Here is a 19,040-nt window from a genome sequence, read left to right as displayed (position 1 = left end):
TTATGTCCACTTATATCATTGCAGACTTGCATTTAAGTGAAGATGAACCGGCGATCACCGCCGGTTTTCTTGCATTTATTGAACAGCAAGCCATCCACGCCGACAGCCTGTATATCCTCGGTGATTTTTTCAATTATTGGATTGGCGACGATGATAATACCCCTTTGCATCAGCAAATCGCTCAAGCCTTAAAACAGCTGAGTGAACGTGGAATTCCTTGTTATTTCATTCATGGCAATCGCGATTTTTTATTGGGTCAACGTTATGCAAAGCAGTGTGGCATGACCATTTTGCCCCAAGAAACTTTACTTGAACTTTATGATAAGCGTATTTTAATTATGCACGGCGATACGTTATGCACCGACGATGCCGCTTATCAAAACTACCGTAAAAAAGTCCATACTCCTTGGATCCAACGGGTATTTTTACTTCTACCGCTCTTTATTCGCCGCCGTATTGCGCAAAAGATGCGTCGCAATAGCCAATATGCCAGCAGCATGAAATCCGAAGCCATTATGGACGTCAATTCCAACGCGGTGATTGATGCCTTAAACCGCCACCAAGCACAATGGATGATCCACGGACATACGCATCGCCCTGCTATCCACGAGATTAATATCGGTGGTCAACTTCATTTTCGTGGAGTTTTAGGCGCATGGCACAGCGAAGGTTCCGCCTTTGTGATCAACGAAAACGGCATTGAGCTTATTTTCTTTCCTTTTTAACATAGTTTCCTTTTTAGCATTCCTATCTTGATAAAGACACCTAGGTAAATTGTTGGTCGTCAGTACGACCGTTTGCTTACTTTATAATCACGCAAACGTTTTCCTTGTCCAATTACCGTGATATGATCGGGGCAATTCACATTCCCACCCTCAGGGTGATATTTTTCAATACAGGGATCACACCAAATGACTGCCCAAGTTCCTGCTCAATCTGCGGCAAAAATCGCCATTGTTATGGGTTCTAAAAGTGATTGGACAACCATGCAGCATGCTGCTGACGTGCTGACCGAACTGCAACTGCCTTTCCATGTTGAGATTGTTTCTGCACACCGCACGCCAGACAAACTGTTTTCTTTTGCTGAAAATGCCAAACAGAACGGCTTTGATGTGATCATCGCAGGTGCCGGTGGTGCAGCCCATTTACCAGGAATGATAGCCGCCAAAACGCTGGTTCCTGTCCTTGGTGTCCCTGTACAGAGCGCGGCATTAAGTGGTGTCGATAGCCTGTATTCTATCGTTCAAATGCCAAAAGGCATTCCCGTTGGCACACTTGCTATTGGGAAAGCAGGCTCAGCTAACGCCGCTCTGCTAGCCGCACAAATTTTAGCCACTCATGACAGCGAACTCTTCAATCGCTTATCCGCATGGCGTGAAGCACAAACCAACGACGTATTAAATAACCCAGATCCGAGGGAAGCGTAATGAAACCGGTTTGTGTCCTTGGTAACGGTCAATTAGGTCGCATGTTGCGCCAAGCAGGCGAACCGCTGGGTATTTCTGTCTTTCCGGTTGGGTTAGATGCCGAGCCTGAAGCCGTTCCTTATCAACAAAGTGTGATCACTGCTGAAATTGAGCGCTGGCCTGAAACCCCATTAACCAAAGAGTTAGCACGTCATAATGCATTTATTAACCGTGATATTTTTCCTCGGTTAGCTGACCGCTTCCCACAAAAAAGCCTGTTCGACTCGTTAAATTTATCGACGGCACCTTGGGCACGATTAGAATCTCCAGACCAATGGCCTGAATTATTTGCCACTCTGGGTGATTTTTTGATAGTGAAACGCAGAACGGGTGGCTACGATGGCCGTGGTCAATGGCGTGTTCGCCCCGGTGACGAACAAAACCTCCCAGCGGAAATTTACGGTGAATGTATCGTAGAGCAAGGGATCCCATTTGATGCTGAAGTCTCCGTGATTGGTGCTCGTAGTCAATCCGGCAAATCCGTATTCTACCCAATCACCCATAATCTTCACCAAGAAGGGATTTTACGCACCAGCGTCGCTTTCCCTGATGCAAACCCTGCCCAGCAACAACAAGCACAGGCGATGCTCAGTGCCGTGATGGATGAGTTAGGGTATGTCGGTGTGATGGCAATGGAATGTTTTGTGGTTGGCGATAAACTGCTGATCAACGAAATCGCCCCTCGCGTTCATAATAGTGGACATTGGACTCAAAACGGCGCATCTATTAGCCAATTCGAGCTTCACTTACGCGCGATTTTAAATTTACCGATGCCGACGCCAGAAGTTTTCAGCCCGGCTGTGATGGTCAATTTAATTGGCACTGATGTTAACCAAGAATGGTTAAATCTACCTTTAGTCCATTTACATTGGTATGAGAAAGAAGTGCGCCCTGTACGTAAAGTGGGTCACTTAAATCTGACTCATAGTGATGTTCATCAACTCGAAAATACCCTCGATAGTTTGATCCCAATGCTGCCAAATGAGTATAAAAGTGGCATTGAGTGGGCAAAAACAAAATTAGGCTGGTACTCTCGCCAAAAATAGGGAAAATAGCGCTATTCGTGCCCGAGAGTAATATTTCGGGCATTGTGCTATTTTTGCCCTACTTTTATAGTGATTACTTGTGAGTGATGACTAACTCACTAGGGCGCCACTGGAGTGCATATGCCAGAAACACAAGCCTCACCGTTTAGTCCGTTATACCAATGGTCGATTCTTATTCTCCTCGGACTGGTTTATTTCCTTGCTACTGCCACCACCTTCACCTCATTAGGCGTAGTATTACCGAGTATGATCGGCGAATTAAAGTGGAGTTGGACTGAGGCAGGCTTTGGTTTTACTTTACTCGGGTTAACCTGCGGTTTAGCGAGCTTTCTACCCTCATTGCTAATACGTAAAGTCGGTGTTCGTCTCACGCTGCTTTTAGGGATGCTGGTGTTCTGCTCTGGCTTCTATAGCCTCTATTCCACCGAAGCTATCAGCACCTATTTCTTAGGCACTGCCTTGATTGGCATCGGGTTTACACTATTAGCGACCGTTCCGGGCACCTATGTACTTTCTCGCCTATTTGAAAAACAATCTCTGGCATTTGGATTGTATTTCACAATTGGCGGATTAGGCGGCGTTGCCGGTCCTTGGATTTACTTCTACGCATCGAATCAATTAGGCTCTTGGCGGATGCACTGGGTATTGTGTGCAGTTTATCTGAGTATTGTCACCATCATCACTATCTTGGCATTGCGTGAAGGGAAAAAAGAACAAGACCACGCCAAGAAAATAATGCAAAAACAAGTTAGTCATGCGAATAAGCCTATTTATCGTACCGCTGAAGTTTGGACAGTTCGCCGAGCATTACGCACTTGGCAATTCTATTTAATTGCCGCAACTTATACCTCTTTCTTATGGTGCGGTATTACAGTAAACAGCTTTGCAGTAGCGCACATTGAAGAACGTGGATTTGGCATGACTATCGCGGTTTCTTTGCTGAGTACCATGGCGTTTGTGAATGCATTTTCGCGCTTCTTAGGGGGCGCAGCGGGTGAATGGCTGGAGCCGAAACGTTTATTGATTGGTAGCCTAATTATCATGGTGCTTGGCGTCGTGGCACTAAGTATCTCCACATCATGGTTCTGGCTGATTTTGTTCGTGATTTGTGTGGGTGTCGGCTACGGCATGACCTTCTTAGCGTCCAGTGTTTTACTGTCCAATTATTTTGGGCGCGGACCTTATTTAGAGTTGTTCTCCGTCGTCAATTTAATCTCAACAATTGCCTGTTTAGCGCCATTTATCGCAGGGGCAATTAAAGATATTACGGGTAGTTTTACCCCTGCATTTTTAACCATCGCCGCCCCTGTCATTGTCATTCTCTTTTTTACGTTGATGATGAAGCCCCCTGCTTTAGAGGCAAAAAAAGATTAACCCCTAAAAAGAAAAAAGCTCGGGGATAACCCGAGCAAATATCAAACCAAGGGAAAAACAAGGATCCATTTACACGTTCTACTTCTTACCGGCATAACCGATTACGCATTACTTCAATAACTCTGGTACTTTCAACAAAATAAATTCATTATCATCCGCTTGATTGGGTTCACGGCTGGAAGAGAACGGGTAGTTATTATCGTTACCGACGATAATATGTTCATTATCGACTACATCCACGTTTTCAATCGTAAAGAATGGGAAGGTAAATACCCCATCATTTAGCGGTTTTCTGGCTAGCTTATTAGGATCTTGGATATTCATCAGGTTAACATAGGCTTGCTTATCCACTGCTCCACCTGCATTGTTATCCGAAAATTCAATGCGATAAACACGTTTAAATTTGGCTAAATTGCTAAAGCAATTTTCTTTGTTTGTTGCGCCTTCCGCACATGCTTTATCCGCAGTGCCTTCGCCATTATCACGTTCGATAATCAAACCGTGAGTGTCATCAATCAGGTTAAAATCACCAATAGCATTTTGATTATCTTCAAAAATATATAACCAACTGCGCCCCGTCCAATCCTGTTTTTTCACATCAAATTCAAGAATACGCGCCGCTTTTTTACCATTCACATTCTCATAATCTTGCTTATCTTCCTGCCACAAAGCGCCTTCCAGCATTGGATAAAGTTTGGTGCCATCCGGCGATGATGCCATTCCCTCAAAACCTTTTGAGCGATTCACTTGAAAAGTCACTTTATCCGCAGGTTTACCTGGCGTTGTCAGTGTGTAGTGGTCAGGAGAAACGACTTTCTTGCCTTCAACTTGCGTTTCAAATAGCGCCAACACCTTGCCATTTAAATCCATCTTGATGAGATAAGGTCCAAATTCATCTCCCACCCATAGAGCCCCATCCGCAAATTGAAAACTCTCTGGGTCAAAGTCACTGCCCGTTAAGTAACGCTGTTCACTACTTTCGTTAATAATATGAAAAGGAATGATTTTATTGGGGTCGTGGAAGAAAATCGTTTTCAACGGGTTGGCTTTTCCCGTTTTAAAATCAATATCATATTGTGTTAAATAGAGCATCGAATCGGGGGAATTCATTTTATTCCCAAAACCATTATCCGTCAGAACCCAATAAGTACCATCATCCATACGCTTGATACCCGAATGTCCTTGTAACGGCTGCCCCTTGATAGGCACAAACTTACCTGTTGGGCGTCCATCGGACTTCCCTTCAACTTTACCCAGCGTATCAACACGGGTTCCTGTGGTGTATTTGCCGCTGTATTGCATATCGGACGGTGCATTTTCCGGCGTTGGTACTATCGCATCCACCGATAAAATGGCATGCCCTGCGAGAGTGGCTGGAACTTGTTTTTGAGCAAACCCTGTGGTGCTAAAAGAAAGTAATCCCATCAGTAAAGAGAGTGATGTCAGCTTAAATGTTATTGGAGTTCGGCGAGCCATTGTTATTTTCCTATTTAGTCGCATCAATAATTGACACAGGAATCATAACCACGGTGAATGAAGGTTTTGTGAAGGATTAGAGACAGTTCGTTTAATAGCGCCAATAACTCTGGCAATATTTATCTGAAAATAGCCAGCAAAAATAATCTTTATCAACAACTATGCTAATATCCATCTCCATTTTCACATTGAGACTCAATTAATGCTCAAGAAAAAAATCTTTGATAACAAACTAAGAGTTTTATATATAATAATAAGCTCATTACTATTATGGATATCGACTATTAATATAGAAATTATAATGAACAGCAATTATAATTTCACATTATTCTCCTACTATGCCTCTGTCGCCACTATCATTGCTTTATTAATTACTATAATGGAAGTTATTCACAATATTACCATTTCAAAAAGCATCAAGGACAAATCATTATTTACCTTAAATAAATTCAAAGGCACTACAGGGCTAAGTTTATCTCATGAATGTATTTTTTATTACAACCAGTCATTAGATAACCTATCTAGTAAAAAATATGCTTTGCTTGTCACCAATTTCACTATAGCATTCAAATTACATTTGAATATTGCTAACAATTTCATGTCCATCATCGATAAAAAAGAATTCAATAATGAATTAATTAAGCTGAATGAGTTAGAAAGAAAGATTAACGCCACAAGAAATATAACACCTAAATGCCCTTTAGGTAATTCACAGATGCAAGATATTTCAGAGTCATTACTCTATGCCAAACAACTTATTGAATCCAAATACACCTATAAAAACACTGAGGAATAGTTCATGTTACCCGCCGCTATCACACATTTTGTAGAACAACTCATCAGCGAAACGAGATCAAAAATAATTAGTTGGAAATATATTTCAGAGAGTGACGAGGTAAATTTAAATTATAAAGAGATGAAAATTAATGTCGGTTATGAGTTCGATTTTAGCCAAGAGGTTGGTGTTTATAAAATACAGATTGCACAATCAGATGGCCGAGTATTTTACTTTTCCGTTTCTGAATTTGATGTCGGATACATAAACTTAAAAAACTTATACAGCGAAGCTCAAGCATCCGATTTTCATTTTTAAATAGAATAGCCACGAAGGTGGCTATTCTATTTTTTATACATTTAGCCGTTTGATAATCGGCGATGTTGATTGCCAGTACCGAGTAATCTCAGCCCCAACCAACCGCCGCACACCGATAATAAGAACCCAGCACAGAGCGGTAATAGCACCCACAAGCGCCATTCTGGCTGCCACGGGAAATCAAATACCTTAGTTTGCAGTAACCATAGTGCGACTTCAGCCCCAAATGCCGCAGCTAGCCCTGCCATTCCACCGAGTAAGGCAAATTCACTCCATAAAGTACGGCGCATCAATTTTTTGCTCGCACCGAGGGTGCGATACACCACCAGCTCCCGCTCTCGTTGGCTCATACCCACTTGAATCTGTGCGAGTAGCAATAATAAGCCACAGAAAATCACCAAGACCACCATCACTTCTAAAGCTTGGCTTACCTGCTGTAAAATCTGCTGAATTTGCGTGATGATAGCGCCAGTATCCAGCACATTAATCGTCGGATACTGATGGCTCAACTGAGTTAACAGTTGCCCATCACCATCATAATGGAAGCTACTCAACCACGTTTCTGGCATTGGTGATAACGTTTCTTCCGCAAAAATAAAGTAGAAATTAGGACGCAAACTTTCCCAATCCACTTTACGAATACTACTCACTTTTGCCGTGAAAATCTGCGAACCTGCATTGAATGTTAGCTTATCGCCGATTTTTAACCCTAACTCTTTAACGACAGTTTGCTCAATGGAAACTTCTCCCGCTTTCGGCGGCCAGCTCCCTTGCTCTAACTCGTTTGCAGGCGGCAATGTTGATTGCCACGTTAAACTAAGCTCTCGCCTAACCGTGTTATTATTGGGATCGCGAGCATCCGCCCACTCAATCGCAGACTGATCATTTATTTCCGATAAACGCGCTAACACAACCGGATTAAACTCCGTTGGAGTGACTTGGTACTGCTTCAAAAGCTGCGTTACGGGATCAAGCTGAGACTGAGTCATATTGATCAGAAAATAGTTCGGGCTATCCGCAGGGAGCTGCTGCTGCCAGCGATCTAAAAGATCCCCTCGAACCAAAATCAATAACGCCAATAACATAAATGACAGTGAAAATGCGCTCATCTGCGTAATAGTTTGCAATGGTTGGCGTAACAAGCGACTGACTGATAAACGCAAGCTTAGCTGGCGAAATTGCATTTTTCTCAGCAACCACAACCCTAGCCAACCAATCAATGCCAGAAGCACTGCTACTACGACAATCCCCAGTAAGATTGACCATAACAGTGGGTTTACCCCCGCAAACAGGAATAACCCGCCGACCACAATCAACGTAACCACAGGCAGATAATAATACAGTGGCCAAATGGGTGATTTGGCATCTTCCCGTAACACTCGAGAAGGTTGAGTGCCCATTAATTGGTAGTAAGGACGGATCCCCACAATAATCGCGATGATAAACAGCGTGGCCACCGCCCAGATCCACGGCCAAAGACTGGCGCTCGGCAAGGCTTTAGGTAACATTGCCGACAATATCTGCATTAAAATGCCTTCAAAAGCCAGTCCCAGCAAAGACCCTAATAATGCCGCAGCCACTAAAATCACTAACCACTGACCAATAATCCACTTACGTAGCGCACTGCGGCCAGCCCCTAGTGTTTTCAAAACCGCAATAAGCTGATGACGGCTTCGACAATAATGGGTCATCGACACCACCACCGCCGCGATCGCCAATAACAGCGTTAGCAACACCGATAACAGTAAAAACTGCTGAGCGCGCTTAAAGGTTTTCCCCACCGCACCGCTGTCATCATCCAAAGTATACCAGCGCTGATCGCTACGTAACTGAGCATCATATTTCTCTTTGAATGCATCAATCGCTTGGCGAGAACCCGCAAACATATCGCGATACGTTAAGCGGCTTCCGACTTGAATCGCCCCAGTTAATGGCGCATCCTCAATCGAGATCAACACCCTCGGTGCAATTTGAAAGGGGTTAAAACCACTATCCGGCTCCTGAATTAACGTCCCTGAAATCGTAAACGTCCCATCGCCGATATCAATCTGTTCGCCAACCTTTAAGTTCAGTAATTCCAATAACCTCGGAGCGACGAGAATATGCCCTTTGGTGGGTTTTAACCCCGCAGGCTCGGTCACTAAGCCACCGTATAGCGGATACCCCGCATCTGCCGCTTTCACTAACACTAACTGCGGGCGCCCCTCTTCATCAGCAGTAGAATACGCCATGGTCGAAAATGAAATCTGCTGGCTCAATGTCAGCCCTGCTTGCTGAGCCGCGGAAAGCCATGTTGGCTCACTCGGATGAGATGAACGCAGTACCAAATCCCCCGCTAATAGCTCTTGGCTCTGATAGCTCATGCTATTTTCGATGCGGTCACTGATACGCCCTAACGCCAGCACGCAGGCTACCGCCAAGGTTAACGCGAGCCACACAATCAACAGAGACGGCGTTTTCCATTCACGCCAAAACCAGCGCCAAATCATGACTCTTCCCTCAGTTGCCCATCAACTAACCGTAATCGACGTTGGCAACGGGCAGCTAACTCATTGTCATGGGTGACCAAAATTAGCGTGGTACCGTGCTCTTTGTTCATCGTAAATAACAAATCGGCGATTTTATCCCCCGTATACCGGTCAAGGTTCCCCGTCGGTTCATCGGCAAACAAAATTTGAGGCTGGCCATTAAATGCGCGCGCCAATGCCACCCGTTGTTGTTCACCACCTGAAAGCTGAGCTGGCATGTGTTTTAAGCGATTTCCTAACCCTAAATCCGTCAGTAAATTCACCGCCTGTTGATGACTTTTGGTTTCGGATTCGCCACGTAGTAATGAAGGTAATTGAACATTTTCAAGCGCATTCAAGGTTGGAATAAGCATAAAGGATTGGAAAACAAAGCCGACACTTTGCGCCCGTAATCGCGCCCGCGCTTCTTCGTCCATGGTCGTTAAGTCTTGGTCAAGCAACTTCACGGTGCCGCTAGTGCCATCATCCAACCCAGCAATAATGCCTAGTAAGGTGGATTTTCCTGATCCTGACTCACCAATTAAGGCAATTGTCTGACCAGACTCGACAATTAGCTCGACTCCTTGCAATATAGTCAGTTCATGTTCACCTTGACCAACACGTTTAATGAGATGATGAACTTCAAGAATATTTTGCGCCGACATATATTGGTTTTTCTCCTGTTAGTTACCGCCAGCGGACAAACGCTCGCGGCAACGAAACTATTGATCCTCGGCGATAGTCTTAGTGCAGGCTATCGAATACCCGCCGAGCAAGCTTGGGCAACATTACTTGCCGAACGTTGGCAAAAAAAGTCGCCACCGATTTTAGTTATTAATGGCAGTATTAGTGGAAATACCGCCTCTCAAGGGTTAGAGCGTCTCCCCACTCTTCTAGCCCAGCACAAACCTGACTGGGTACTGATTGAGCTGGGAGCTAATGATGGTTTGCAAGGGCTATCTGTTGAACAGTTAGGTATAACATTACAACAGATTATTGACCAAATAGAGCAAAATGGTGCTAAACCGCTCTTAATGCAAATTCGTATCCCGCCAAACTACGGTAAACGCTATACATCCAGCTTTGAAAAAGTGTACCCAACGCTGGCTGAAAAAAATAACCTTCCGCTGATCCCATTTTTTATGGAGAGCGTGATCACCAAACCGGAATGGATCCAGCCTGATGGTATTCATCCAACTGAGCAAGCCCAGCCCACGATTGCAGATTTTATGGAAAAACAGCTATCGCCCTATTTATTAACCAAATAAAGTTGTTCATAAAATAAAGTTATTACCCAAATAAAGTTATTAGCTAAATAAATTTGTTGGGTAAATAAATTATAATGAACCAATATGATAGCGAACATTTAGCCCAGAGTAGGTAAAGTTATGCAAAAAACGGTATTAGTGACAGGGGCGTCAAGTGGCATAGGGTTGTGCGCTGCGCAGACTTTAAAACAGCGTGGTTATCGCGTGATAGCCGCCTGTCGAAAACAGGCTGATATTGAACGATTACAATCACTTGGCTTCGAAACTGTGGCGTTAGATTTAGACGACCCAGTAAGTGTTGAAGCCGCTGCTCAGCAGGTTCTGACGCTCTGTAATGGGAAACTTTTCGGATTATTCAATAACGCCGGATTCGGAGTATATGGCCCATTGAACACCGTGAGCCGCCAGCAATTGGAATCCCAATTTTCCAGTAATTTTTTCGGAGTTCACCAATTGACCTTCCTGCTGCTTCCCGCCATGCTGCCGCATCATGAAGGTCGTATCGTGCAAACCAGCTCTGTAATGGGCATTATTTCAACGCCGGGTCGCGGAGCTTATGCCGCCAGCAAATATGCGCTGGAAGCTTGGTCAGATGCCTTGCGCTTAGAATTACAAGGTTCTGGTATTCACGTCAGCTTAATTGAGCCTGGACCTATCCACAGTGCCTTTACCCAAAATGTGGCGCAAACTCAGCAAGATAAGCCGGTTAAGAATCCGGGAATTGCCGCAAAATTTACGTTATATCCTGAAGATGTGGTCAAAAAATTGATTTTGGCATTAGAGAGTCCGCGTCCACGTGTACGCTACTCCGTCACATTATTAACGGTTTTTGTGCGTATACTAAAACGTGTATTACCCGATAAGCTGATGGACAAAGTCCTCGCGGGTCAGGGCAAGAAAGATTGAAAAAACAGAACTAAGCCCCCATTTCATTGACATGATTAATAACGAATTTTAAAGAGACTGTTTATGTTAGCTAACGCACAAATTATTGATATTAACGAGACCAACCTACACCAGACCATCGAACAATCCATGAACATGCCTGTCATGTTCTACTTTTGGTCACCACGCAGCCCGCAAAGCTTAGAGTTCACCAACATGTTAGAGCGTATTGCTCAAGATTACGCGGGGCTATTTATCCTTGCAAAAGTTAACTGCGATGAAGAACAAATGATCGCCAGCCAATTTGGCTTAAAAGGCGTTCCGACGGTTTATGTGCTGCAAAATGGTCGCCCAGTTGATGGCTTCGAAGGTCCACAACCTGAAGAGGCGGTGCTGCAAATACTCTCTCGCGTATTACCAAGCCCAGAAGAGTTAAAAGCCGCGCAAGCCGCTGAACTAGTGGCTGAGGGCAAACTTCAAGAGGCTCTGCCATTACTGAAAGAAGCCAACCAACTTGCGCCTAAAAACAGCGATATCACATTCTTATTAGCCGAAGTGCAAATTGGTCTACATTTAATTGATGATGCCGAAGCCTTGTTAGCCACTGTGCCAATGCAAGATAAAGATAGCCGTTATCAAGGCTTAGTGGCTCAAATCGAATTAACCAAACAAGCTGCGGATACCCCAGAAATTCAGCAGCTGATAAAAGAATTCAATCAAGATCAAGAAAATACCACGTTAGCCGTTCAACTGGCGTTAAAGCTTCACGAAGTCAATCGCAATGAAGAGGCATTAGACATGCTGCTCACCTTCTTACGTAAAGACTTAAATGCAGGGGATGGCGCAATCAAGAAAACCATGATGGATATCATGTCAGCAATGGGAACAGGTGATGCACTTGCGAGCAAGTTCCGTCGCCAAGTTTATTCATTACTTTACTAGTTAAGGATTACCTATGGATTTGTTCGCGTCTGGTGCGTTACCAGTTGTTATTCTTGTCATTATTGCCGTTGTTATCGTTACCACCTGCGTAAAAACGGTACCGCAAGGTTTCCAGTGGACAGTTGAGCGCTTTGGGCGTTATACCCGTACCTTACAACCGGGTTTACACCTTTTAGTGCCATTTATGGATAAAATTGGTCGCCGTATCAATATGATGGAACAAGTCCTTGATATTCCATCCCAAGAAGTTATCTCTCGTGATAATGCCAACGTCACTATTGATGCGGTCTGCTTTATCCAAGTGATTGACCCAGTACGTGCCGCGTATGAAGTCAGCAATTTAGAATTATCCGTTCTGAACCTGATCATGACCAACATCCGTACGGTTCTTGGGGCGATGGAGCTGGATGAAATGCTCTCCCAGCGTGATTCTATCAATGGCCGCTTACTGCACGTGGTGGATGAAGCCACCAACCCGTGGGGCGTAAAAATCACCCGTATTGAGATTCGTGACGTCAAACCGCCAAAAGAATTGGTCAGTGCGATGAACGCCCAGATGAAAGCGGAACGAACCAAACGTGCCGATATTCTGGAAGCCGAAGGTATTCGTCAAGCGGCTATCTTAAAAGCGGAAGGTGAAAAACAGTCGCAAATTTTGAAAGCGGAAGGTGAACGTCAATCCGCCTTCTTACAAGCGGAAGCGCGTGAGCGTGCGGCAGAAGCGGAAGCTAAAGCGACTCAAATGGTTTCTGAAGCGATCGCCGCCGGTGATATGCAGGCTATCAACTACTTTGTGGCACAAAAATACACTGACGCCCTTACCAGCATTGGCTCAGCGGAAAATAGCAAAGTGATCATGATGCCATTAGAAGCCAGCAACTTAATGGGCGCGATTGGTGGGATCACTGAACTCATTGGCGAAAGCAAAAAAATGGGCGCAAACAAAAAGCAGGCTAAAGAATGATAGAATTTATCAGCACTCAACCCGTCTGGTTTTGGCTATGTCTTGGGGGATTACTGCTGATTGCTGAACTTCTTGGTACAGGTGGCTACCTACTTTGGTCCGGCATTGCCGCCGTCACCGTTGGAGTGCTCACCTTTGCATTGCCATTCCTCAGTTGGGAATGGCAAGGTATCTTATTTGCGGTATTTACCGTCGTTTCTGCGATTTTATGGCGAAAATGGCTCAGCCACCGCAAAGCCAGCCGTGCCGATGATGTCAATCAAATCAGCCACCAGCTGGTTGGTGTCAGGGCACGCTTGCTAACTGATACCGAAGAGGGGTTTAGCCGCGTGCGCCTCGCCGATGGCAGTTGGCGCGTATACAGCGACGTCCCATTAAAAGCGGAAGCTGAAGTGGAAGTGACCGCCGTGGACGGAAACACCCTAAAAGTTAAGCCTTACCATGGTGACAACAGCCACGCGCCAGATGGTCAATAATCGGGCAGTCTGCCCCTTCATCACCGGGGCAGACATCCACTAATTCTTGTAACGTATCTCGAATAGCCGACAGCTTTAAAATCGTCTGCTGAATTTCATCAATTTTCGCTATCGTCGCACTTTTCACATCCGCACTGTGTCGGCTTGGATTACGAAACAATCCCAGTAATTCCCCGCACTCGTCCAGCGTAAACCCCACATCTTTGGCTTGCTTTAAAAGCATCAGCTCATCGAGATGTCTGGCTTGATAATAGCGATAACTATTATCCCCGCGTTCCGGTGGTGTGATCAGCCCTTTATCTTCATAAAAGCGAATTGCTTTAGCTGTCAGACCGGTTTTTTTGGCAATTTCACTAATATTCATAATTCCCCTTGACCTTACCCTTGTGGGAAGGTTTAACCTTAACTACATAGCGGATTATAGACTGATTTTGTGTACAAATTATAGCCCCTCGTTATGAGAAGGCCCGGAGAATCAAAAATGAAAATAATTCTATCCTTACAAGGTTTGAGCTGCATGCATTGCGTCGGCTCCGTGACAAAAGCACTGCAAGCACGCCCTGATGTTGAATCGGTCAACGTCACTATTGATTACGCGGTAATTGAAAGTAGCGCTAACGTCGAATCCCTCATTCAAACCATTGTCGATGCAGGTTATGAAGCCACTGAAGCGACTGCGCCAAATGTTGAATTGCAACTCTCTGGCTTAAACTGCATGAAATGCGCAGGGAAAACCCAGCAAGCATTAGAAGCGGTTGAAGGCGTTGCTGCCGCGGTTGTAGATACTCAACTGGCGAAAGTTTATGGCACTGCCTCTGCAGCGGATTTAATCGCAGCGGTAGAAGGCGCAGGATTCCACGCAGAACTTGCCCAAGAAGGTGCTAGCTCCCCAAAAACTGAGCCGCTGAAGACATCAATTGAACAGCCGGAAACGGGTTCAGCGGCAGTTTGCGATATTCCGGCACAAGAGTCTGACCTCGGCGAACAACCTGACATTGCCGTGACCGATGACAGCATTCAATTATTACTCGATGGCATGACCTGCGCCAGCTGCGTCAGTAAAGTGCAAAAAGCACTTAATAGCGTACCTGGCGTGGAAAACGCGCGAGTGAACTTAGCGGAACGCAGTGCGTTAGTCACTGGAACTGCGAAGCCCGATGACCTCGTTGAAGCGGTTGTAAAAGCAGGTTATGGCGCTGAAATCATCCAAGATGAAGCCAAGCGCCGTGAACGCCAGCAAGAAGTCGCGCAAGCTAATATGCGCCGCTTCCGTTGGCAGTCTGCGCTAGCCCTTGCTTTAGGTGTGCCCGTGATGATTTGGGGGATGATCGGCGACAACATGATGTTAAGCGCTGATAACCACAACATTTGGCTCACTATCGGGGTGCTAACGCTGCTGGTGATGATTTTTGCAGGTGGGCATTTTTATCGCAGTGCATGGCAAAGCTTAAAAAATGGTAGCGCCACCATGGATACCTTGGTTGCCTTAGGTACTGGAGCGGCCTGGCTCTACTCCATCGTCGTCAATATTTGGCCTGAGATGTTCCCAGAACAAGCTCGCCATCTTTATTACGAAGCCAGCGCCATGATCATCGGTCTGATTAACTTAGGTCACGCCCTTGAGCAGCGCGCACGCCAGCGTTCCTCCAAAGCCTTAGAGCGATTGTTGGATTTAACGCCACCAACGGCCCGCGTTGTCACCGAACAAGGGGAAGTCGATATGCCCCTTGCTCAAGTGAAACAAGGCATGGTTTTACGCTTAACCACTGGGGATCGTGTCCCTGTCGATGGCGAAATCATTGAAGGCGAAGTGTGGCTGGATGAAGCTATGCTAACAGGTGAGCCTATCCCGCAGCAAAAAAGCCGTGGCGATGCAGTACACGCAGGAACTGTTGTGCAAGATGGTACCGTGTTATTCCGCGCTGCCGCTGTGGGTAGCCAAACCACGTTAGCGCGTATTATTCACTTAGTCCGCCAAGCGCAAAGCAGTAAACCGCAAATCGGGCAATTAGCGGACCGTATTTCGGCAGTGTTTGTCCCTGTTGTGGTAGCTATTGCAGTGATTTCAGGGGCAATTTGGTATTTCGTGGGCCCGGCTCCGCAAATTACCTACGCGCTGGTTATCACGACCACGGTACTGATTATTGCCTGCCCGTGTGCTTTAGGTCTTGCAACGCCGATGTCAATTATATCCGGTGTCGGTCGCGCTGCAGAATTTGGGGTATTGGTGCGTGATGCCGATGCCTTACAGCAAGCGAGCGAGCTCGATACTATCGTCTTTGACAAAACGGGCACCTTAACGGAAGGCATGCCGCAAGTTACTGATATTCACCTGTTCAACGGCTTTAATGAATCACAAGCTTTGCAATTTGCAGCGTCCCTCGAAAGTGGCTCTAACCACCCGCTGGCTCGTGCAATTGTTAGCCGAGCAAAAGGTCTGGATATTGTTGCCAATCAGCAATTTAGGACTTTGGCTGGATTAGGTGTCACCGCAGTTGTTGAGGGTAAAACCGTTTTACTCGGCAATCAGAAACTGCTGGCTGAAAACCAGATTGATACCCGTGAAATCGATGAAACGCTCCATCAGCAAGCGTCTCTTGGGGTTACGCCGGTGCTATTGGCGGTTGATGGTCAGATTGCGGCACTGCTGTCTATTCGCGACCCATTACGTGAAGATAGTGTTAGCGCCCTCGCCCGTCTGCATAAACAAGGCTTCCGCTTAGTGATGCTAACCGGGGATAACCCTGTTACAGCCCAAGCAATCGCCAAAGAGGCGGGAATTGACGAAGTGATTGCGGGTGTGATGCCAGACGGAAAATCTGCGGCGATTGAAGCTTTGCAAGCCAAAGGCCATAAAGTGGCAATGGTGGGTGATGGTATCAACGATGCTCCCGCTCTCGCTCGGGCTGATGTCGGGATTGCCATGGGTGGCGGCAGTGACATTGCGATTGAAACTGCGTCAATTACCTTGATGCGCCAGAGCCTACACGGCGTTGCCGATGCAGTGTCTATCTCCAAAGGAACTCTGCGTAATATGAAACAGAACTTGTTTGGGGCCTTCGTGTATAACTCGCTAGGTATTCCGATTGCTGCCGGTATTTTATACCCTATTACTGGTACGTTATTGAACCCTGTTGTGGCAGGAGCCGCCATGGCGCTCTCTTCCATTACCGTAGTCAGCAACGCCAACCGTTTATTACGTTTCAAACCTGAAAAATAGCCGCATCAAGCCACCTTTATTCTTTAAAGGTGGCTTTTCCAACATTTTGACTCAACGCAATAAATCGCCCGAATACCTCAGTGACTTCATCATTCCTGTTCTATAATTAAGTGATTTTAATTATTTTCACTGTTTGAGGGTTCCATGTTAAATATTAATCGCGAAAAACTCACCAACTTAGCTAATGGTGATGTGAAAAAGCAACGTAATATTTTGGCGGTTCTCGCCGTGTTATTATTGCTAGGTGGTATCGCCTGTTTAGCTAATCCGGTTGCCTCTGGTATTGCCGTCAGTGCTATTGTGGGCGTGTTATTAATCTTAAGTGGCGTCGGCGCCATTGTGAGCATCCTGAGCACCACTATCTATACAGGTTGGTCTCGTCTCTTTGGATTTGTCATCGGGATTATTTACTGCATCGTCGGTTATGCTTTTATCAAAGAGCCTTTACAGGGTTTAATCGCCATGGCAATGGTGATTGCAGCGCTGTTTATTATTGGCGGGGTAATGCGCCTATATGCCGGTATCCAGCAAATTAAATCTGCGGGTGGTTGGATGCAGATTATTATCGGGGTTCTGGACTTCTTTATTGCTTACTTATTAATTGGCAATGGTCCGATTACCTCAATTGCGCTGTTAACCGCATTAATCGGTATCGAATTAATTTTCAGTGCGTTTGGTTTATTCTCTCTATTAAGCCTATTAAAGCGCAAAGACTAATTTGCATAATGACTCACGTAATATAATGAATAGCGCCTGATGATGAGGCGCTATTTTTTTATCTGCAATTTGTCTGCTTAGTGATAGGCAATATTTTAGTAATAGACCGTATCGTGCGGTGTAATTCGCAAATTTCCACAAGATTGTTTACTCTGTTTGTCTCAGTCGTTAAATCAGGATAAATATCAGATGGGAAAACTACTCGAAAACTTAAAAAGTTGGCTGCACCGGGGAGTGGCTCCGAATTATCCTTATCCTGCTGTTGATGTTCGCTTGCCTAATAATATAAAGCTGCACATTGTTGGCAGTATTCATATGGGAACTGAAAATATGTTTCCCTTATCCGCGACCTTGCTCGATAAAATCAACCATGCAAATGGTCTGATTGTTGAGGCGGATATCACTCAAGCAAACTCCCCTTTTCCAACGTCTACAACCTTGATAGCGCCGATTTCCCAGAGATTAACGGACACCGAATTTTCCCTGTTTTTGCAATACTGCCAAGAGATACGTCAATCCCCAACTCAGTTTGACCATCTTCCTTCATGGCAAGTCGCCCTGACCATGCAAGCCACCCAAGCTCAGTTATTGGGTTTACGGGGTCACTACGGGATTGATTACCAACTGATCCATAACGCGCTAGCCCAAAATAAGCCCATCATTGAGCTAGAAGGTGTAGACTCCCAAGTGCAATTACTGCTCGATTTACCCGCTGATGGTTTGCCATTATTGCAAGATACCTTAATCCATTGGCGTGCCAATGCCCGCTCCTTGCAAACCATGATCAGCTGGTGGCTGGATTTTCAACCGGAAAATTGCGTTACATTACCCAATACCTTTAGCGAAGGGGTTTATAATGTGCTGATGACCCAGCGTAATCAGGAATGGGCAAGCAAGCTGAAAACCTTGCCTACGGGCAATTATGTTGTCGCCGTGGGGGCGCTGCATTTATTTGGTGAACAGAGCTTAATTGATTATTTACGAAACGATAATTGATAAAACCCAGTCATGAAAAAAGAAAAGGAATAATTATGACTCCGGCAGTTAAATTACTGGAAAAACAAAAAATTAAATTCACGCTACACCCCTATGATCACGATCCCAATGAGAGTAATTTTGGTGATGAAGCCGTCCAAAAATTAGGCTTAGATGCCAAGCAAGTCTTCAAAACCTTATTAGTCGCGCTTAATGGCGATCAAAAAACCTTAGCCGTGGCTGTCACTCCAGTCTCTGGGCAGCTCGATCTCAAATCTGTCGCCAAGGTATTTAAAGTCAAAAAAGTCGAAATGGCCGACCCGCAAATTGCCCAAAAAACTACGGGGTATTTGCTGGGTGGGATCAGCCCATTAGGTCAGAAAAAACGCCTTCCGACCGTGATTGATAGCCAAGCCCAAGAATTTACGACTATGTTTATTTCCGGCGGCAAGCGCGGTTTGGATTTAGAGCTCGCACCAAGCGATCTGGCAAGTGTGTTAAATGCCAGCTTTGCGGATATTAAGAAGGCTTAATTTCTCACTTCAGTGTATTAGTAGATACTCGCTAAACACCTTATTGTCAAAAAAACTTATTGGCAGAAACTATTAATTTTCTGCCAATTTCATCTATA

19 protein-coding genes are annotated in these 19,040 nt (G+C 45.3%); 15 read left to right on the top strand and 4 right to left on the bottom strand.

The window, feature by feature from the left end; all coding sequences use genetic code 11:
* Positions 1 to 2 precede the first annotated feature (2 nt).
* From lpxH to H0913_RS14440, 4 genes are all read left to right on the top strand, one after another.
* Positions 3 to 725 (top strand): UDP-2,3-diacylglucosamine diphosphatase, encoded by a 723-nt coding sequence (gene lpxH / locus H0913_RS14455; protein ID WP_154602461.1) that lies wholly within the window; start codon positions 3 to 5, stop codon positions 723 to 725.
* Between the two features lie 186 nt (positions 726 to 911).
* On the top strand, positions 912 to 1,427 hold the full coding sequence (purE, locus tag H0913_RS14450; RefSeq protein WP_154637807.1) for a 5-(carboxyamino)imidazole ribonucleotide mutase: 516 nt from the start codon (positions 912 to 914) through the stop codon (positions 1,425 to 1,427).
* Positions 1,427 to 2,512 carry a 5-(carboxyamino)imidazole ribonucleotide synthase gene (gene purK, locus H0913_RS14445; protein WP_181477489.1) on the top strand — a complete coding sequence of 362 codons (1,086 nt, stop codon included), beginning with the start codon at positions 1,427 to 1,429 and terminating at the stop codon, positions 2,510 to 2,512. The genes purE and purK overlap by 1 nt, the downstream gene beginning before the upstream one ends.
* A 120-nt stretch (positions 2,513 to 2,632) precedes the next feature.
* Positions 2,633 to 3,886 (top strand): CynX/NimT family MFS transporter, encoded by a 1,254-nt coding sequence (locus H0913_RS14440; RefSeq protein WP_154602458.1) that lies wholly within the window; start codon positions 2,633 to 2,635, stop codon positions 3,884 to 3,886.
* A 108-nt stretch (positions 3,887 to 3,994) separates the two neighbouring features.
* Here H0913_RS14440 and H0913_RS14435 read toward each other — a convergent pair whose 3' ends face one another.
* A complete protein-coding gene (locus H0913_RS14435) occupies positions 3,995 to 5,362 on the bottom strand; it encodes an esterase-like activity of phytase family protein (RefSeq protein ID WP_181477488.1) in 1,368 nt (455 codons plus the stop codon).
* A 301-nt stretch (positions 5,363 to 5,663) separates the two neighbouring features.
* Between H0913_RS14435 and H0913_RS14430 the strand changes: the two genes are divergently transcribed.
* Positions 5,664 to 6,158 carry a hypothetical protein gene (locus tag H0913_RS14430; RefSeq protein WP_181477487.1) on the top strand — a complete coding sequence of 165 codons (495 nt, stop codon included), beginning with the start codon at positions 5,664 to 5,666 and terminating at the stop codon, positions 6,156 to 6,158.
* Positions 6,159 to 6,161: 3 nt separating this feature from the next.
* A complete protein-coding gene (locus tag H0913_RS14425; protein WP_154602455.1) occupies positions 6,162 to 6,455 on the top strand; it encodes a hypothetical protein in 294 nt (97 codons plus the stop codon).
* A 41-nt stretch (positions 6,456 to 6,496) separates the two neighbouring features.
* On the opposite strand, the gene ybbP is transcribed toward H0913_RS14425, so the two are convergent.
* Positions 6,497 to 8,944 carry a putative ABC transporter permease subunit YbbP gene (gene ybbP, locus H0913_RS14420; RefSeq protein WP_154602454.1) on the bottom strand — a complete coding sequence of 816 codons (2,448 nt, stop codon included), beginning with the start codon at positions 8,942 to 8,944 and terminating at the stop codon, positions 6,497 to 6,499.
* Positions 8,941 to 9,627 (bottom strand): putative ABC transporter ATP-binding protein YbbA, encoded by a 687-nt coding sequence (gene ybbA, locus H0913_RS14415; RefSeq protein WP_181477486.1) that lies wholly within the window; start codon positions 9,625 to 9,627, stop codon positions 8,941 to 8,943. Before ybbA ends, ybbP begins: the two co-directional genes overlap by 4 nt.
* Between ybbA and tesA the strand changes: the two genes are divergently transcribed.
* The 5 genes from tesA (at position 9,595) to H0913_RS14390 (ending at position 13,497) form a co-directional block, all read left to right on the top strand.
* On the top strand, positions 9,595 to 10,230 hold the full coding sequence (gene tesA, locus H0913_RS14410; protein WP_036952149.1) for a multifunctional acyl-CoA thioesterase I/protease I/lysophospholipase L1: 636 nt from the start codon (positions 9,595 to 9,597) through the stop codon (positions 10,228 to 10,230). The genes ybbA and tesA overlap by 33 nt on opposite strands.
* Before the next feature lie 120 nt (positions 10,231 to 10,350).
* Positions 10,351 to 11,136: an SDR family oxidoreductase gene (locus H0913_RS14405; protein WP_181477485.1), complete on the top strand. Its 786-nt coding sequence runs from the start codon at positions 10,351 to 10,353 to the stop codon at positions 11,134 to 11,136.
* A 63-nt stretch (positions 11,137 to 11,199) separates the two neighbouring features.
* Positions 11,200 to 12,057 carry a co-chaperone YbbN gene (locus H0913_RS14400; RefSeq protein WP_181477484.1) on the top strand — a complete coding sequence of 286 codons (858 nt, stop codon included), beginning with the start codon at positions 11,200 to 11,202 and terminating at the stop codon, positions 12,055 to 12,057.
* Between the two features lie 13 nt (positions 12,058 to 12,070).
* Positions 12,071 to 13,021, top strand: a complete 951-nt coding sequence (locus H0913_RS14395; RefSeq protein WP_132496720.1) for an SPFH domain-containing protein — start codon at positions 12,071 to 12,073, stop codon at positions 13,019 to 13,021.
* Positions 13,018 to 13,497, top strand: a complete 480-nt coding sequence (locus H0913_RS14390) for an NfeD family protein (RefSeq protein WP_154602449.1) — start codon at positions 13,018 to 13,020, stop codon at positions 13,495 to 13,497. The genes H0913_RS14395 and H0913_RS14390 overlap by 4 nt, the downstream gene beginning before the upstream one ends.
* Here H0913_RS14390 and cueR read toward each other — a convergent pair.
* A complete protein-coding gene (gene cueR / locus H0913_RS14385) occupies positions 13,451 to 13,861 on the bottom strand; it encodes a Cu(I)-responsive transcriptional regulator (RefSeq protein ID WP_036952159.1) in 411 nt (136 codons plus the stop codon). The two genes, H0913_RS14390 and cueR, sit on opposite strands and share 47 nt — an antisense overlap.
* Positions 13,862 to 13,978: 117 nt before the next feature.
* On the opposite strand from cueR, the gene copA reads away from it, so the two are divergent.
* The 4 genes from copA to ybaK all read left to right on the top strand — a co-directional run bounded on the left by copA (position 13,979) and on the right by ybaK (position 18,942).
* Positions 13,979 to 16,717, top strand: coding sequence for a copper-exporting P-type ATPase CopA (gene copA / locus H0913_RS14380; protein WP_181477483.1), 2,739 nt, complete (start codon positions 13,979 to 13,981; stop codon positions 16,715 to 16,717).
* A 144-nt stretch (positions 16,718 to 16,861) separates the two neighbouring features.
* Positions 16,862 to 17,434 (top strand): HdeD family acid-resistance protein, encoded by a 573-nt coding sequence (locus H0913_RS14375; RefSeq protein ID WP_036952163.1) that lies wholly within the window; start codon positions 16,862 to 16,864, stop codon positions 17,432 to 17,434.
* A 189-nt stretch (positions 17,435 to 17,623) separates the two neighbouring features.
* Complete coding sequence (locus tag H0913_RS14370; RefSeq protein WP_181477482.1) at positions 17,624 to 18,430, top strand: TraB/GumN family protein; 807 nt, start codon at positions 17,624 to 17,626, stop codon at positions 18,428 to 18,430.
* 35 nt (positions 18,431 to 18,465) lie between these two features.
* Positions 18,466 to 18,942 carry a Cys-tRNA(Pro)/Cys-tRNA(Cys) deacylase YbaK gene (gene ybaK, locus H0913_RS14365; protein WP_154637798.1) on the top strand — a complete coding sequence of 159 codons (477 nt, stop codon included), beginning with the start codon at positions 18,466 to 18,468 and terminating at the stop codon, positions 18,940 to 18,942.
* Positions 18,943 to 19,040 lie beyond the last annotated feature (98 nt).

Source organism: Providencia rettgeri (assembly GCF_013702265.1).
Lineage (GTDB): Bacteria > Pseudomonadota > Gammaproteobacteria > Enterobacterales > Enterobacteriaceae > Providencia > Providencia zhijiangensis.
Note: the sequence above shows the minus strand (reverse complement) of the source record. Positions and strands in the feature narration are given on the sequence as shown.

Coding starts and splice junctions, on each gene's coding strand:
- ybbP (WP_154602454.1), bottom strand. CDS start 8,944: ATGATTTGGCGCTGGTTTTGGCGTGAATGGAAAACGCCGTCTCTGTTG.
- H0913_RS14405 (WP_181477485.1), top strand. CDS start 10,351: ATGCAAAAAACGGTATTAGTGACAGGGGCGTCAAGTGGCATAGGGTTG.
- H0913_RS14370 (WP_181477482.1), top strand. CDS start 17,624: ATGGGAAAACTACTCGAAAACTTAAAAAGTTGGCTGCACCGGGGAGTG.
- purE (WP_154637807.1), top strand. CDS start 912: ATGACTGCCCAAGTTCCTGCTCAATCTGCGGCAAAAATCGCCATTGTT.
- copA (WP_181477483.1), top strand. CDS start 13,979: ATGAAAATAATTCTATCCTTACAAGGTTTGAGCTGCATGCATTGCGTC.
- cueR (WP_036952159.1), bottom strand. CDS start 13,861: ATGAATATTAGTGAAATTGCCAAAAAAACCGGTCTGACAGCTAAAGCA.
- purK (WP_181477489.1), top strand. CDS start 1,427: ATGAAACCGGTTTGTGTCCTTGGTAACGGTCAATTAGGTCGCATGTTG.
- H0913_RS14430 (WP_181477487.1), top strand. CDS start 5,664: ATGAACAGCAATTATAATTTCACATTATTCTCCTACTATGCCTCTGTC.
- ybbA (WP_181477486.1), bottom strand. CDS start 9,627: ATGTCGGCGCAAAATATTCTTGAAGTTCATCATCTCATTAAACGTGTT.
- H0913_RS14440 (WP_154602458.1), top strand. CDS start 2,633: ATGCCAGAAACACAAGCCTCACCGTTTAGTCCGTTATACCAATGGTCG.
- H0913_RS14375 (WP_036952163.1), top strand. CDS start 16,862: ATGTTAAATATTAATCGCGAAAAACTCACCAACTTAGCTAATGGTGAT.
- ybaK (WP_154637798.1), top strand. CDS start 18,466: ATGACTCCGGCAGTTAAATTACTGGAAAAACAAAAAATTAAATTCACG.
- H0913_RS14425 (WP_154602455.1), top strand. CDS start 6,162: ATGTTACCCGCCGCTATCACACATTTTGTAGAACAACTCATCAGCGAA.
- H0913_RS14435 (WP_181477488.1), bottom strand. CDS start 5,362: ATGGCTCGCCGAACTCCAATAACATTTAAGCTGACATCACTCTCTTTA.
- H0913_RS14395 (WP_132496720.1), top strand. CDS start 12,071: ATGGATTTGTTCGCGTCTGGTGCGTTACCAGTTGTTATTCTTGTCATT.
- lpxH (WP_154602461.1), top strand. CDS start 3: ATGTCCACTTATATCATTGCAGACTTGCATTTAAGTGAAGATGAACCG.
- H0913_RS14390 (WP_154602449.1), top strand. CDS start 13,018: ATGATAGAATTTATCAGCACTCAACCCGTCTGGTTTTGGCTATGTCTT.
- tesA (WP_036952149.1), top strand. CDS start 9,595: ATGATGAACTTCAAGAATATTTTGCGCCGACATATATTGGTTTTTCTC.
- H0913_RS14400 (WP_181477484.1), top strand. CDS start 11,200: ATGTTAGCTAACGCACAAATTATTGATATTAACGAGACCAACCTACAC.